Below are 13311 nucleotides of genomic sequence, written 5' to 3'. Positions count from 1 at the left end.
CGGTTGGAGTGCGGTGCCTAGATGGGCCCGCGGCTGACAAGGTCAGCCCAGGGCAGCGATGACCTCGGCCGGCGCCTGTACCAGCTCGATGAGCACGCCTTCGCCGCCGATGGGGAAATCGTCGCTGGCTTTCGGGTGGATGAAGCAGATGTCATGGCCCGCGGCGCCCTTGCGGATGCCGCCCGGGGCGAAGCGCACGCCGTTGGCCGTCATCCATTCGACGGCCTTGGGCAGGTCGTCCACCCACAGGCCCACGTGGTTCAGTGGCGTGGTGTGCACGGCTGGCTTTCTCTCGGGGTCCAGCGGCTGCATCAGGTCGACCTCCACCGCGTGCGGGCCCTGCCCCAAGGCGCAGATGTCCTCGTCGACGTTCTCGCGTTCGCTGACGAAGGTGCTTTTCACCTGCAGGCCGAAGATCTCGACCCACAGCTTCTGCAGGCGCTGCTTGTCAGGGCCGCCGATGGCGATCTGCTGCACCCCGAGGATGCGGAAGGGCTTGGGCGTGCTCATGAGGAGGCTCAGCCCTTGGCGGCGACCACCTGCCCGGTGGTCTTCAGGTCCAGGCGTTGCAGCAGCGCGCGGTCGCCTTCGGCATCGGGGTTGCCGGTGACGAGCAGTTTGTCGCCGTAGAAGATGCTGTTGGCGCCGGCCATGAAACACAGGGCCTGGATGCCATCGCCCAGCTCGCGCCGGCCGGCCGACAGGCGCACGCGCGAGCCCGGCATGGTGATGCGGGCGGCGGCGATCACGCGCACCACTTCGAACGGATCGAGCGGCGGCGTCTCCTTCAGTTCCCCAGCGAGCGGCGTGCCTTCCACGCGCACCAGGTCGTTGACGGGCACCGATTCCGGCGGCGGGTTCAGGTTGGCGAGTTCGGCCACGAGGCCGGCGCGCTGCTCGCGCGTTTCGCCCATGCCGACGATGCCGCCGCAGCACACGTGGATGCCGGCGTCGCGCACGTTCTTCAGCGTGTCGAGCCGGTCCTGGTACTGCCGTGTGCCGATGATGGTGGGGTAGAAGTCGGGCGCGCTGTCGAGGTTGTGGTTGTAGTAGTCCAGGCCCGCCTCGGCCAGCGTGCCGGCCTGCGAAGGCGACAGCATGCCGAGCGTGGCGCAGGTCTGCAGGCCCAGGCCGCGCACGCCGCGCACGAGCTCGGCCACCTTCTCCACGTCGCGGTCGTTGGGGCTGCGCCAGGCCGCGCCCATGCAGAAGCGCGTGGCACCGGCTTCCTGCGCGGCGCGCGCGGCTTCCAGCACCGCGTCGGGCGCCATCAGCTTGCTCGCGTCGACGCCGGTGTCGTAGTGCACGCTCTGCGGGCAGTAGCCGCAATCTTCGGGGCAGCCGCCGGTCTTCACGCTCAGCAGGCTGGCCAGTTCGATGTCGCCATCGGGCCAGTGCTCGCGGTGCACGGCGTGGGCCTGCTGCACCAGTTCCATGAAGGGCTTCTCCATCAGCGCCAGCACGGCTTCGCGGGTCCACGGCCCGGCCGCGGGTGCGACGGGCTTGGCCGGGCGGTGCAGTTGGATGGGAGATTCGGTGACGGCTGCGTTCATGGCAGGCAGGCTTTCAATCAGGGCAAGAGTTCTTCAGCGGAAGCTGAGGATGGGCTGGTCGACGGCGAGGCTCTCGCCCTTCTTCGCCAGCAACTCGGCCACCACGCCGTCTTGCGTGGCGGTGAGGATGTTCTCCATTTTCATCGCTTCGATGACGGCCAGCCTTTCACCGGCCAGCACCTTCTGGCCGGGCTGAACGGCCACGTCCACCAGCGGGCCGGGCATGGGCGAGAGGAGGAACTTGCTCATGTCGGCCGGTGCCTTGAAGGGCATCAGCCGCATCAGCTCGGCCGCGCGCGGGCTCATCACCTGCGCTTCGATGCGGGTGCCATTGTGTTCCACGCGCAGCCACAGGCCCTGGCGTTCCATCTGCGCGGTGAAGGGCTGGCCGTTGCACAGCCCCTGTGCGCGGATGCCGCCGAAGCGCCATTGCAGTTGCAGCGCGTAGGTCTGGCCGCCCAGCACCACCTGCACGCCAGCCTCGGCCAAGGCCACGCGCGCCGGCACGTGCAGGTGCTGGCCGGCAGCGCCTTTGACGACCACCACCGCGTCTTCGCCCACGCTCACGCCATGCCCATCCAGCTGGCCGCTGATGCCGACCGCACGCTCGCGGTACAGGCGCCAGGCCGCCGCCGCCAGCGCATGCAGGAAGCCGGGGTCGGCGTGCGGCACGTCTTCGGCCTTGAAGCCCTGCGCGTAGTGCTCGGCGATGAAACCGGTGTTGAAGTCGCCGCTGACGAACTTCGGGTGCGCCAGCAGCGCCGCCTGGAAGGGGATGTTGCTGTTGACGCCGCGGATGACGAAGCCGTTGAGCGCCTCGCGCATCTTCGCGATGGCCTCGCCCCGCGTGGCCCCGTGCACGATGAGCTTGGCGATCATCGAGTCGTAGTGCATCGGGATCTCGCCGCCTTCATAGACGCCGGTGTCCACACGCACGCCGCCAGCTTCCGGCATCGGCAGCGCCGCTTCCATCGTGGTCGGTGGCGGCTGGTAGCGCACCAGCCGGCCGGTGGAAGGCAGGAAGCCGCGGAAGGGGTCTTCCGCGTTGATGCGGCACTCGATGGCCCAGCCGCGGCGCGGAATCTGCTCCTGTGTGAAAGGCAGCTTCTCGCCCGCGGCCACGCGGATCATCATCTCGACGAGGTCGATGCCGGTGATGCTCTCGGTGACCGGGTGCTCCACCTGCAGCCGCGTGTTCATCTCCAGGAAATAGAAGCTCTGGTCCTTACCGACCACGAACTCCACCGTGCCCGCGCTCTGGTAGTTCACGGCCTTGGCCAGGGCCACGGCCTGCGCGCCCATGGCCGCGCGGGTGGCTTCGCTGATGAAGGGCGACGGCGCTTCTTCGATCACCTTCTGGTGGCGGCGCTGGATGGAGCACTCGCGCTCGTGCAGGAAGACGACGTGGCCGTGCGCATCGCCCAGCACCTGGATCTCGATGTGGCGCGGGCTCTCGACGAACTTCTCGATGAAGACGCGGTCGTCGCCGAAGCTGTTGCGGGCTTCGTTGCGGCAGCTGCTGAAGCCTTCGAAAGCTTCCTTGTCGTTGAAGGCCACGCGCAGGCCCTTGCCACCGCCGCCGGCGCTGGCCTTGATCATCACCGGGTAGCCGATGTCCTGCGCGATCTTCACCGCCTGCTCGGGCGTCTCGATGGGCGCGTTCCAGCCGGGGATGGTGTTGACCTTCGCCTCGCCGGCCAGCTTCTTCGAGGCGATCTTGTCGCCCATGGCCGCGATGCTGGCGTGCTTGGGGCCGATGAAGACCAGGCCTTCTTCCTCCACGCGGCGCGCGAAGTCTTCGTTCTCGCTGAGGAAGCCGTAACCCGGGTGGATGGCCTGCGCGCCCGTGGCTTTGGCGGCGGCGATGATCTTGTCGGCGACGAGGTAGCTCTCGCGGCTGGGGGCGGGGCCCAGACGCACGGCTTCGTCGGCCAGTTCGACGTGGCGCGCGTCGCGGTCGGCATCGGAGTACACCGCCACGGTGGCGATGCCCATCCGCTTCGCGGTCTTGATGACGCGGCAGGCGATCTCGCCGCGGTTGGCAATGAGGATCTTTTTAAACATGGCGCTGGCTTTCGAAGCTCTGAGGTTGGACCAAGTCCCATGCGCGGAACCGGCTCTGCCGGGCCGCTGCATGAGCCCCCTCGGGGGGTAGCGACCGGAGGGAGCTTGGGGGCCTCATAGCGGGATGTTGCCGTGCTTGCGCCACGGGTTGTCCAGCTTCTTGTCTTTCAACATTGCCAGCGAACGGCAGATGCGCTTGCGCGTCTCGTGCGGCTGGATCACGTCGTCGATGTAGCCGCGTGCGCCGGCCACGAACGGGTTCGCGAAGCGGGCCTTGTATTCCGCTTCCTTGGCCGCGAGCTTGGCCGGGTCGCCCTTGTCTTCGCGGAAGATGATCTCCACCGCGCCCTTGGCGCCCATGACCGCGATCTCGGCGTTCGGCCAGGAGAAGTTCACGTCACCGCGCAGGTGCTTGGAGCTCATCACGTCGTACGCGCCGCCGTAAGCCTTGCGGGTGATGACTGTGACCTTGGGCACCGTGCATTCGGCGTACGCGTACAGCAACTTCGCACCGTGTTTGATGATGCCGCCGTACTCCTGCGAAGTGCCGGGCATGAAGCCGGGCACGTCGACGAAGGTCACCACGGGGATGTTGAAGGCGTCGCAGAAGCGCACGAAGCGCGCGGCCTTGATGCTGCTCTTGATGTCCAGGCAGCCGGCCAGCACCATGGGGTTGTTGGCGACGATGCCCACGGGGCGCCCGTCCATGCGGCCGAAGCCGATGACGATGTTCTTCGCGTGCTCGGGCTGCAGCTCGAAGAAGTCGCCATCGTCCACCACCTTGAAGATCAGCTCCTTGATGTCATAGGGCTGGTTCGGGTTGTCGGGCACCAGGGTGTCCAGGCTGAGGTCGGTGCGGTCGGCGGCGTCAACGCTCGGCCGCACCGGCGGCTTCTCGCGGTTGTTCAGCGGCAGGTAGTTGAAGAAGCGGCGCAGCATCGCAATCGCTTCCACGTCGTTCTCGAAGGCCAGGTCGGCCACGCCGCTCTTGCTGGTGTGCGTGAGCGCGCCGCCCAGCTCTTCGGCCGTCACTTCCTCGTGCGTCACCGTCTTCACCACCTCGGGGCCGGTGACGAACATGTAGCTGCTGTCCTTCACCATGAAGATGAAGTCGGTCATCGCGGGCGAGTACACCGCGCCGCCGGCACAAGGGCCCATGATCAGGCTGATCTGCGGCACCACGCCGCTGGCCAGCACGTTGCGCTGGAAGACCTCGGCATAACCGCCCAGCGAGGCCACGCCCTCCTGGATGCGTGCACCGCCGCTGTCGTTCAGGCCGATGACGGGGGCGCCCACCTTCATCGCCTGGTCCATCACCTTGCAGATCTTCTCGGCGTGGGCTTCGCTCAAGGCGCCGCCGAAGACGGTGAAGTCCTGGCTGAACACGAAGACCAGGCGGCCGTTGATCATGCCGTAGCCGGTGACGACACCGTCGCCCGGCGGCCGGTTGTCGGCCATGCCGAATTCGACGCAGCGGTGCTCGACGAACATGTCCCACTCTTCGAAGCTGCCCTCGTCCAGCAGCAGCTCCAGCCGCTCGCGCGCCGTGAGCTTGCCCTTGGCGTGCTGCGCGGCGATGCGTTTCTCGCCGCCGCCCAGGCGCGCGGCGGCGCGCTTCTTCTCCAGCTGTTCGATGATGTCGTGCATGGGGAATGTCTCCTCGGTCAATTCAAAGATTCAGTTCAACAGGTCGAGCAGGCGGCGCGCGGCCACGCTGGCGGCCAGGCGCCCGGCGCGCACCTCGTCGGCCAGCGCCGGCAGTTGCGCGCGCACGCCCGGGTGTTGTTTGAAGCGTTGGCGCAGGCCGGCCTCGATGCGTTCCCACATCCAGGCTTCGTCCTGCGCGCGGCGGCGCTCGGCGAGCGCGCCGCTGGCCCGGCGTTCATCGCGGAAGGCCGTCACGGCGGCCCAGAACTCGGGCAGGCCCAGGCCCTGCAGCGCGCTGAGCTGCAGCACCTGCGCGCCGTGCTGCGCGTGCGGGCCAAAGAAGCGCAAGGCGCTCGTGATCTGCGCCCGTGCCCGCGTGGCGGCGTTCTCGTCCAGATCGGCCTTGTTGATGAGCACCAGGTCGGCCAGCTCCATCACGCCCTTCTTGATGGCCTGCAGGTCGTCGCCGGCGTTGGGCAACTGCATCAGCACGAAGAGGTCGGTCATGCCGGCCACGGCGGTCTCAGACTGGCCCACGCCCACGGTCTCGACGATCACGATGTCGTGGCCCGCCGCCTCGCAGACCAGCATGGCCTCGCGCGTTTTCTCGGCCACGCCGCCCAGGGTGCCACTGCTGGGGCTGGGGCGGATGTAGGCGCGCTCGTGCACGGAGAGGCGCTCCATGCGCGTCTTGTCGCCCAGGATGCTGCCGCCGCCCACGCTGCTGCTCGGGTCCACGGCCAACACGGCCACGCGGTGGCCGCGTTCGATGAGGAAGAGGCCCAGGCCTTCGATGAAGGTGCTCTTGCCCACGCCCGGCACGCCGCTGATGCCCAGGCGCAAGGCCCCGCCGCTGTGCGGCAGCAGCGCGTTCAGCAGCGCATCGGCGCGCTGGCGGTGGTCGGCGCGCGTGCTCTCCAGCAACGTGATGCTCTTGGCCAGTGCGCGCCGCTGCGCCGCGCCAGGGGCGCCCAGCACGGCCTCGGCCAGCGCCTGCTCGGCCGGGGGAAGGCTCGCCAGCGTGTTCAAGGCCGCTGCGCCCTCGGGTCGTCTTGCGGGTTGCAAGGCTGCAGCCCGGCAAAGGCCGCGGGCGTGCGCCAGGCTGGCGGGGCTTCCACCGTGGCCCAGTACTCGTCCACCGCGGTGATGCGGCCCTCGTCCACGCGGCAGAGCGTGGTGGCGAAGAACACGCCGGGCGGGTGGTCCACCCGCACCAGCGCCAGCACGCGGCCGTCGGCCAGGCGCACCAGTTCTTTCAATTGGATCGTCCAGCCTTCCGGGTACGCGGCCTGCATCGCGATGTAGCCGTCGGCGTTGGTGTAGCGCTCGCCGCTGCTCCACCAGGTGCTGCTGAAGTCGTCGCTCAGCAGCGCCCGCGCGCCGGCGAAATCACGCGCCTGCAAGGCCTGCCAGAAGCGGCGCACCAGCTGCAGCGTGGGCGTCTGCGGCGGGCGCAGGTAGTCGATGTCCCAGGGCCCTTCGCCGGTAGCGACGAAACCGTGGCGTTGGTAGAAGCGGTTGGCCGGGCTGCCCTTGAGCGCCACCAGCTCCAGCGGCAGCTGCAGTTCATCGGCCTGCGCCAGCACGCCGCGCAGCACGGTGCTGCCGATGCCGCGGCGCGAAAACGGCGGGTCGATGTAGAAGTGGTTCAGGCGCAGCGCGTGGCTCAGCTTGCGCAGCACCATGAAACCCACGCGCTGGCCGTCCACCACGATGTGCTGCGTGTGCGCGGGCACGAAACCTTCGGCCAGCCGCTCGCGCGAGCGCTGCTCGTCGTAGCGGCCCAGGTGCTCCAGGCTCGGCCGCATCGCGCGCAGGCGCAGCATATGCAGCGCTTCGAAGTCTTCCGCGCGGGCCTCCTCCAGTGTGTAGGCCACGGCGAAGCCCGCCGGGCGGGGCTCAGTCACGCCGCCACCGCCTTGCGGATCTGCTCCAGCACGTCCTTCGCGCTCACGGGGATGGGCGTGCCCGGGCCGTAGATGCCCTTGACGCCCGCGTCGTAAAGGAAGTCGTAGTCCTGCTGCGGGATCACGCCGCCGACGAAGACGATGATGTCATCGGCGCCCTGGTCCTTCAGCGCCTGGATGATGGCCGGCACCAGCGTCTTGTGGCCCGCCGCCAGCGTGCTGACGCCCACCGCGTGCACGTCGTTCTCGATGGCCTGGCGCGCGCACTCTTCGGGTGTCTGGAAGAGCGGGCCCATGTCGACGTCGAAGCCCAGGTCGGCGAAGGCCGTGGCCACCACCTTGGCGCCGCGGTCGTGGCCGTCCTGCCCCAGCTTGGCGATCATCACGCGCGGGCGGCGGCCTTGTTCCTCACCGAAAGCGGCGATCTCGGCCTTGAGCTTCTCCCAGCCTTCGGCCGAGTCATAAGCGGCTGCGTACACACCGGTCACCTTCTGGATGTCGGCGCGGTGGCGCCCGTAAACCTTCTCCAGCGCCTCGCTCACCTCGCCCACCGTGGCGCGCAGGCGCATGGCCTCGATGCTGAGCGCCAGCAGGTTGCCCTGGCCGCTTTCGGCCGCGGCCGTCAGCGCATCCAGCGCCGCCTGCACCTTGGCACCGTCGCGCGTGGCGCGGATCTGCTGCAGACGCGCGATCTGGCCTTCGCGCACCTTCACGTTGTCGACCTCGCGGATCTCGATCGGATCCTCTTTCGCCAGCTTGTACTTGTTGACGCCGACGATCACGTCCTTGCCGCTGTCGATGCGCGCCTGCTTCTCGGCCGCACTGGCCTCGATCTTCAGCTTGGCCCAGCCGCTGTCCACGGCCTGCGTCATGCCGCCCTGGGCCTCGACCTCTTCGATGATGGCCCAGGCCTTGGCCGCCATCTCCTGGGTCAGGCTCTCCATCATGTAGCTGCCGGCCCAGGGGTCGACGACGCTGGTGATGTGCGTCTCCTCCTGGATGATCAGCTGCGTGTTGCGCGCGATGCGGCTGCTGGTTTCGGTGGGCAGCGCGATGGCTTCGTCGAAGCTGTTGGTGTGCAGGCTCTGCGTGCCGCCGAACACCGCGGCCATGGCCTCGATGGTGGTGCGCACCACGTTGTTGTACGGGTCTTGCTCGGTCAGGCTCCAGCCGCTGGTCTGGCAGTGTGTGCGCAGCATCAGGCTCTTGGGCTTCTTCGCGCCGAAGCCCTTCATGATGCGTGTCCACAGCAGGCGGGCCGCGCGCATCTTCGCGATCTCGAGATAGAAGTTCATCCCGATGGCCCAGAAGAAGCTCAGGCGCCCGGCGAACTCGTCGACATCGAGGCCTTTGGCGATGGCCGTCTTCACGTACTCCTGGCCATCGGCCAAGGTGAAGGCGAGTTCCAAAGCCTGGTTGGCCCCGGCCTCCTGCATGTGGTAGCCGCTGATGCTGATCGAGTTGAACTTCGGCATCTGCCGCGCCGTGTACTCGATGATGTCGGCAATGATGCGCATCGAGGGCTTGGGCGGGTAGATGTAGGTGTTGCGGACCATGAACTCCTTGAGGATGTCGTTCTGGATGGTGCCGCTCAGTTGCTCTTGCGTGACCCCCTGCTCCTCCGCCGCCACCACGTAGCCCGCCAGCACCGGCAGCACGGCGCCGTTCATCGTCATGCTCACGCTCACCTGGTCGAGCGGGATGCCGTCGAAGAGGATCTTCATGTCCTCCACGCTGTCGATGGCCACGCCGGCCTTGCCGACGTCGCCCGTCACGCGCGGGTGGTCGCTGTCGTAGCCGCGGTGCGTGGCCAGGTCGAAGGCCACGCTCACGCCCTGCCCACCGGCCGCCAGGGCCTGGCGGTAGAAAGCGTTGCTTTCTTCGGCGGTGGAAAAACCCGCGTATTGGCGGATGGTCCACGGCCGCACCGCGTACATCGTGGCCTGCGGCCCGCGGATGTAGGGCTCGAAGCCGGGCAACGTGTGCGCGAGTTCGGGCTGCGGCAAGGCCGCCAGGTCATCGGCGGTGTACAGCGGCTTGACGGCGATGCCCTCGGGCGTGTGCCAGTACAGCGCCTGGAGGTCGCCCCCAGGCGCCGACTTCGCCGCGGCCTGCTGCCACTGGGCCAGCGTGGCGGGCTTGAACTCGGGGCTGGACGGCTGGGCTGGGTTCATCAAGGCATCCTCGGGATCTTGGGCGGCGTGGTCAACACCGGCCGCCGAAGTCATAATTATGAATTCAAAACCTGCGTGCGGCTGACAAAGCCCTGCACCCCAGCCCGCCCCGCACCCTGCCCGAGCTTTGTGAGCACCTTGGCCCCACCTGCTGCGCCAGCCCCGCCGCTGGCCCCCCGCGCCCTCTACCTGGACGTGGCCGAACGCCTGCGCCAGCAGATCTTCGCGCGCACGCTGGAGCCGGGCAGCTGGATCGACGAGATGAAGCTCGCCACCGAGTTCGGCATCAGCCGCACACCGCTGCGCGAGGCGCTGAAGGTCCTGGCCACCGAGGGCCTGGTGACGATGAAGGTGCGGCGCGGCGCCTACGTCACCGAGGTCTCGCGCGACGATGTGGCGCAGGTCTACCACCTGCTCGGCCTGCTGGAGAGCGATGCCGCGGCCACCGTGGCGGCGCAAGCCACGCCGGCGCAGCGCAGCGAACTGGCCGCGCTGCACGCGCGGCTGGAAAAGCAGGTGCGCCAGCGCGACGCCTTCTTCGCCACCAACGAGGCCTTCCACCTGGCACTGCTGCAGATCGCCGGCAACCGCTGGGCGCTGCAGACCGCGCTGGACCTGCGCAAGGTGATGAAGCTCAATCGCCACCACTCGCTGTTCAAGCAGGGGCGGCTGGCCGAATCGCTGGCCGAGCACCGCGCGCTGATGCAGGCCATCGATGCGCACGACGCCGCGGCGGCAGCGCGCCTGATGCGCGAGCACTTCGCCAGCGGGTTGCAAGCGGCGGCCTGAAAGAGAAAAGCCGCCCATGGGCGGCCTGGAAAAAGAAAAGCCGCCCGTGGGCGGCTTGTCCATCTGCAGCGCCTTGCGGCGCAGCCAGATTACTTGCTGGCGGCAGCAGCGGGGGCGCTGGCAGCGGCGGCGGCCGGGGCGCTGGCGGCGTCCGAAGCGGCGGGAGCGGGAGCCGGAGCCGGGGCAGCCACGGGGGCCGGGGCAGGAGCCGGAGCCTCTTCCTTCTTGCCGCAAGCGGCCAGGGCAACGGCAGCAACCAGGGAAGCGAGGACGAGCGACTTGTTCATGTGTGGACCTAAAGGGATGTTGTCGAGGTTGGAAACAGAGCTACTAAAGCGAGCATGACGCTGTGGCACCGGCCCGCTTTCGGGAAGCGATTTCGGGAAGGAAACACAGAGATCACTCAGACCCGGGAGCTCTCCGCCCCGCGTCTAGCCCACAAGTATAGCCTGAATAGGGGCTATCCCTAGAGCCCGAGTGGACGCACCGCCCAAGTGCGTTCCGAGCGTTGTATCGCCGCATCGATCTCTTCGCACCACTGCCGTGCGCGGCGGACCTCGCGTTCGGCCCGTCCGCGGCCCGTTTCCGCATCGAGCAGGTGCACGCTGACCGAGCCGTCGCTCACCAGCAGGCTGGGCGGCTCGGCCCAGGCGGCCTCGTCGGGCAGGGCCCAGGCTTCGATGGCGTGCATCCAGTCGGCGCGCCAACGCTCCAGGCGCGGGCAACGCACCGAGAGGCGGTCGAAGCCCCGCCCCACCAGCACCAGCCGGCGCTGCGGCCGCTTCAGCCAGCCGGCCAGGGCCTGGTGCAAGCCGGCGTCGTCCAGCATCGGCCACGCAGCCCAATCGCGGTCGACACAAACGATGCGCCGCGCGCCCTCGGCCATCGCCGCATCGAAACCCCAGCGCAGCGCCGCCTGCGCCGAAGCGCGGCTGTCGATGACGGGCGGCGCGGGCTCAGCGTCGCCGGGCGTGGGTGTGCTCATGCCGCTTGCTCGTGGGCCCAGCCGGCGCCCAGCCAGTCGCCCAGCAGTTCTGCAGCGCCCTCGCTGAGCAGGGCCCGGTCGCGGGCGCTGAGCGTGCGGGTGTCGGCAAACTGCCGCATCAGGCGCGCGTCGCGCCCACCCGCCACGAAAGACTCGCCGTTGATGAAGACGTGGCGCGCGTCGTAGGCCATGCGCGTGCGTGCATCGAGCACCACGCTGCCACGGCCTGCCGCATCTCGGCCTTCGAACCACACCTGTGGCTTGGGCTCGGTGAGGATCTCGCCCAGCGCGCGCGGCAGCGCCTGCGGGTCGGCCAGGTGGCGCAGCAGCGCGCGCTGCGCGAACTGCAGCAGCGCAGGCGGCAGTTCGCCGGGCTGCGCGGTGGCGGCCTGCCGCGGATCGCGGTAAAGGCCCGGTGCGCCTTCGTCGTCCGACAGGCGCAGCAGCAGTTCACGCGCGAGTTCGCCCGCCGACGGCGAGCGGAAGCCGATGGAGCAGGTCATGCAGTCGCCCCCCACCGCGGTGCCGTCGTGGCCCCAGCCGGGGGGCAGGTAGAGCATGTCGCCGGGCTCCAGCACCCAGGTTTCGGTGGGTGAGAAGTCGCGCAGTTGCTTCAGCGGCGCCCCCTCCACCCAGGCCGGCTCGCCCCGGCCCGCCGGGGGCGCGATGCGCCACTCGCGCCGGCCTTGCACCTGCAGCAGGAAGACGTCGTAGCTGTCGACGTGCGCACCCACGCCGCCGCCGGGGCTGGCCCACGAGACCATGAGGTCGTCGAGTCGCACATCGGGCACGAAGCGGAAGCGCTCGAGCAGCGCACGCGCGGCCGGCACGTGCAGATCGAGGCCCTGCACCAGCAGCGTCCAGCCCGGACGCGCCACCGGCGGCAAGGCGCGGCGCGGCAGCGGGCCTTGGCGCACGCGCCAGTCGGTGGCACCCGGGCCGGTGCGCTGCACGAGGCGCGACTCCACCCCTTCCTGTTCCGCCAGGCTGAACAGCGCGGGCCGGGGCAGCGGCGGCTGCACGCCCGCGAGCGCCTGCCGCACGAGCAGCGGCTTCTTCTGCCAATGCCGGCGCATGAAGGTGGCGGGGCTCAGGCCGCCCAGCAGCGGGGTCTTCAGGTTCACGTCCATCGGGGCATTCTGGCCGATGGCCCGCGCCGGTCGGCCCCGCGCAGGGGCTGTGACATCATCCTGCGCATGCAGATTTCAGACCCTTGCGTCGTGAGCCTGACCTGGCAGCTCACCGACGGGCAGAACCGCCCCATCGACGAGTTGAACCAGCCGGTCGAGTTCTTTTTCGGCGGCGACGACCTGCTGGCCAAGGTGGAAGAAGCCCTGGCCGGCCACGGCATCGGTGCCGAGTTGCAGTTGCACCTCGAACCCGAGCACGCCTTCGGCGACTACAAGCCCGAGCTGGTGTGCTTTGAAGACCGCGCGCTTTTCCCCGAGAAGCTGGAAACCGGCATGGCCTTCGAAGGCCTGCCCGAGGGCCACGCCACGGCCGACATGCCCGCCGATGTGATCTACCTGGTCACCGAGATCTACCCGTCGCACGTGGTGCTGGACGGCAACCACCCGCTGGCGGGCATGTCACTGCGCATGCACATCCAGGTGCGCGATGTGCGCGAGGCCACGCCGGAAGAGATCGAATCACGCACCGTGGGCGGCGAACCCGTCACGGTGCTGGCCGGCGGCGCCGCCAAGCCCGACGGGCACCTGCACTGAATCGCTGATCGGCCGGCTCAGGCGCGCCCGGTGCTGCCGAAACCGCCGGCGCCACGCGCGCTGCTCTCGAAGCTGTCCACCACGCGGAAGGCCGCCTGCACCACCGGCACGATGACCATCTGCGCGATGCGCTCCATCGGCTGCACCGTGTAGGCCACGCTGCCGCGGTTCCAGCAGCTCACCATCAGCGGGCCCTGGTAGTCGCTGTCGATCAGCCCCACCAGGTTGCCCAGCACGATGCCGTGCTTGTGGCCCAGGCCCGAGCGCGGCAGCAGCATCGCGGCCAGGTTCGGGTCGCCGATGTGCACGGCCAGGCCGGTGGGGATGAGCGCAGCCGCACCCGGCTGCAGTTCCAGCGGGGCATCGAGACAGGCGCGCAGATCCAGGCCGGCGCTGCCGGGGGTGGCGTAGGCCGGCAGGGCTTCGGCCATGCGGGGGTCGAGCAGCTTGACTTCGACAGTGGTCATC

General features: G+C 69.0%; 13 protein-coding genes. 2 read left to right on the top strand and 11 right to left on the bottom strand.

Going from position 1 to position 13311, the window contains the following annotated elements:
* Window positions 1-42: 42 nt before the first annotated feature.
* From EOE66_RS18305 to scpA, 7 genes are all read right to left on the bottom strand, one after another.
* Window positions 43-510 carry a VOC family protein gene (locus EOE66_RS18305; protein ID WP_128230156.1) on the bottom strand — a complete coding sequence of 156 codons (468 nt, stop codon included), beginning with the start codon at window positions 508-510 and terminating at the stop codon, window positions 43-45.
* Between the two features lie 8 nt (window positions 511-518).
* Window positions 519-1553, bottom strand: a complete 1035-nt coding sequence (bioB, locus tag EOE66_RS18300) for a biotin synthase BioB (RefSeq protein WP_128230155.1) — start codon at window positions 1551-1553, stop codon at window positions 519-521.
* A 33-nt stretch (window positions 1554-1586) separates the two neighbouring features.
* Window positions 1587-3617, bottom strand: coding sequence for an acetyl-CoA carboxylase biotin carboxylase subunit (locus EOE66_RS18295; RefSeq protein WP_128230154.1), 2031 nt, complete (start codon window positions 3615-3617; stop codon window positions 1587-1589).
* Between the two features lie 114 nt (window positions 3618-3731).
* Complete coding sequence (locus EOE66_RS18290) at window positions 3732-5264, bottom strand: acyl-CoA carboxylase subunit beta (protein ID WP_128230153.1); 1533 nt, start codon at window positions 5262-5264, stop codon at window positions 3732-3734.
* A gap of 30 nt (window positions 5265-5294) precedes the next feature.
* Window positions 5295-6293 carry a methylmalonyl Co-A mutase-associated GTPase MeaB gene (gene meaB, locus EOE66_RS18285; RefSeq protein ID WP_245479095.1) on the bottom strand — a complete coding sequence of 333 codons (999 nt, stop codon included), beginning with the start codon at window positions 6291-6293 and terminating at the stop codon, window positions 5295-5297.
* Complete coding sequence (locus EOE66_RS21855) at window positions 6290-7171, bottom strand: GNAT family N-acetyltransferase (protein WP_164885159.1); 882 nt, start codon at window positions 7169-7171, stop codon at window positions 6290-6292. Before EOE66_RS21855 ends, meaB begins: the two co-directional genes overlap by 4 nt.
* Entirely contained in the window at window positions 7168-9345 is a 2178-nt protein-coding gene (scpA, locus tag EOE66_RS18275; protein ID WP_128230152.1) for a methylmalonyl-CoA mutase, read from the bottom strand. The genes EOE66_RS21855 and scpA overlap by 4 nt, the downstream gene beginning before the upstream one ends.
* A gap of 138 nt (window positions 9346-9483) precedes the next feature.
* Here scpA and EOE66_RS18270 point away from each other — a divergent pair, with 138 nt between their 5' ends.
* Complete coding sequence (locus tag EOE66_RS18270) at window positions 9484-10134, top strand: GntR family transcriptional regulator (protein WP_128230151.1); 651 nt, start codon at window positions 9484-9486, stop codon at window positions 10132-10134.
* A gap of 89 nt (window positions 10135-10223) precedes the next feature.
* Here the strand turns inward: EOE66_RS18270 and EOE66_RS22530 are convergent, their stop codons facing one another.
* The 3 genes from EOE66_RS22530 to EOE66_RS18255 form a co-directional block, all read right to left on the bottom strand.
* Entirely contained in the window at window positions 10224-10421 is a 198-nt protein-coding gene (locus EOE66_RS22530; protein WP_128230150.1) for a hypothetical protein, read from the bottom strand.
* A 179-nt stretch (window positions 10422-10600) separates the two neighbouring features.
* Window positions 10601-11119, bottom strand: a complete 519-nt coding sequence (locus EOE66_RS18260; RefSeq protein ID WP_245479094.1) for a hypothetical protein — start codon at window positions 11117-11119, stop codon at window positions 10601-10603.
* Window positions 11116-12249, bottom strand: coding sequence for a JmjC domain-containing protein (locus EOE66_RS18255; RefSeq protein WP_128230149.1), 1134 nt, complete (start codon window positions 12247-12249; stop codon window positions 11116-11118). Before EOE66_RS18255 ends, EOE66_RS18260 begins: the two co-directional genes overlap by 4 nt.
* Before the next feature lie 66 nt (window positions 12250-12315).
* On the opposite strand from EOE66_RS18255, the gene EOE66_RS18250 reads away from it, so the two are divergent.
* Window positions 12316-12843 carry an FKBP-type peptidyl-prolyl cis-trans isomerase gene (locus EOE66_RS18250; RefSeq protein ID WP_128230148.1) on the top strand — a complete coding sequence of 176 codons (528 nt, stop codon included), beginning with the start codon at window positions 12316-12318 and terminating at the stop codon, window positions 12841-12843.
* 17 nt (window positions 12844-12860) lie between these two features.
* Here EOE66_RS18250 and dut read toward each other — a convergent pair whose 3' ends face one another.
* Window positions 12861-13310, bottom strand: a complete 450-nt coding sequence (gene dut, locus EOE66_RS18245; RefSeq protein WP_128230147.1) for a dUTP diphosphatase — start codon at window positions 13308-13310, stop codon at window positions 12861-12863.
* Between the last annotated feature and the right edge of the window lies 1 nt (window position 13311).

It is taken from the genome of Rubrivivax rivuli (genome assembly GCF_004016505.1).
In the GTDB taxonomy this organism is placed as follows: domain Bacteria; phylum Pseudomonadota; class Gammaproteobacteria; order Burkholderiales; family Burkholderiaceae_C; genus Rubrivivax; species Rubrivivax rivuli.
Note: the sequence above shows the minus strand (reverse complement) of the source record. Positions and strands in the feature narration are given on the sequence as shown.

Bases quoted from the DNA above. Each gene is read 5' to 3' on its own strand.
- EOE66_RS18305 (WP_128230156.1), bottom strand. From the start codon at position 510: ATGAGCACGCCCAAGCCCTTCCGCATCCTCGGGGTGCAGCAGATCGCC.
- EOE66_RS18255 (WP_128230149.1), bottom strand. From the start codon at position 12,249: ATGGACGTGAACCTGAAGACCCCGCTGCTGGGCGGCCTGAGCCCCGCC.
- EOE66_RS22530 (WP_128230150.1), bottom strand. From the start codon at position 10,421: ATGAACAAGTCGCTCGTCCTCGCTTCCCTGGTTGCTGCCGTTGCCCTG.
- bioB (WP_128230155.1), bottom strand. From the start codon at position 1,553: ATGAACGCAGCCGTCACCGAATCTCCCATCCAACTGCACCGCCCGGCC.
- dut (WP_128230147.1), bottom strand. From the start codon at position 13,310: ATGACCACTGTCGAAGTCAAGCTGCTCGACCCCCGCATGGCCGAAGCC.
- EOE66_RS18290 (WP_128230153.1), bottom strand. From the start codon at position 5,264: ATGCACGACATCATCGAACAGCTGGAGAAGAAGCGCGCCGCCGCGCGC.
- EOE66_RS18250 (WP_128230148.1), top strand. From the start codon at position 12,316: ATGCAGATTTCAGACCCTTGCGTCGTGAGCCTGACCTGGCAGCTCACC.
- EOE66_RS18295 (WP_128230154.1), bottom strand. From the start codon at position 3,617: ATGTTTAAAAAGATCCTCATTGCCAACCGCGGCGAGATCGCCTGCCGC.
- EOE66_RS18260 (WP_245479094.1), bottom strand. From the start codon at position 11,119: ATGAGCACACCCACGCCCGGCGACGCTGAGCCCGCGCCGCCCGTCATC.
- scpA (WP_128230152.1), bottom strand. From the start codon at position 9,345: ATGAACCCAGCCCAGCCGTCCAGCCCCGAGTTCAAGCCCGCCACGCTG.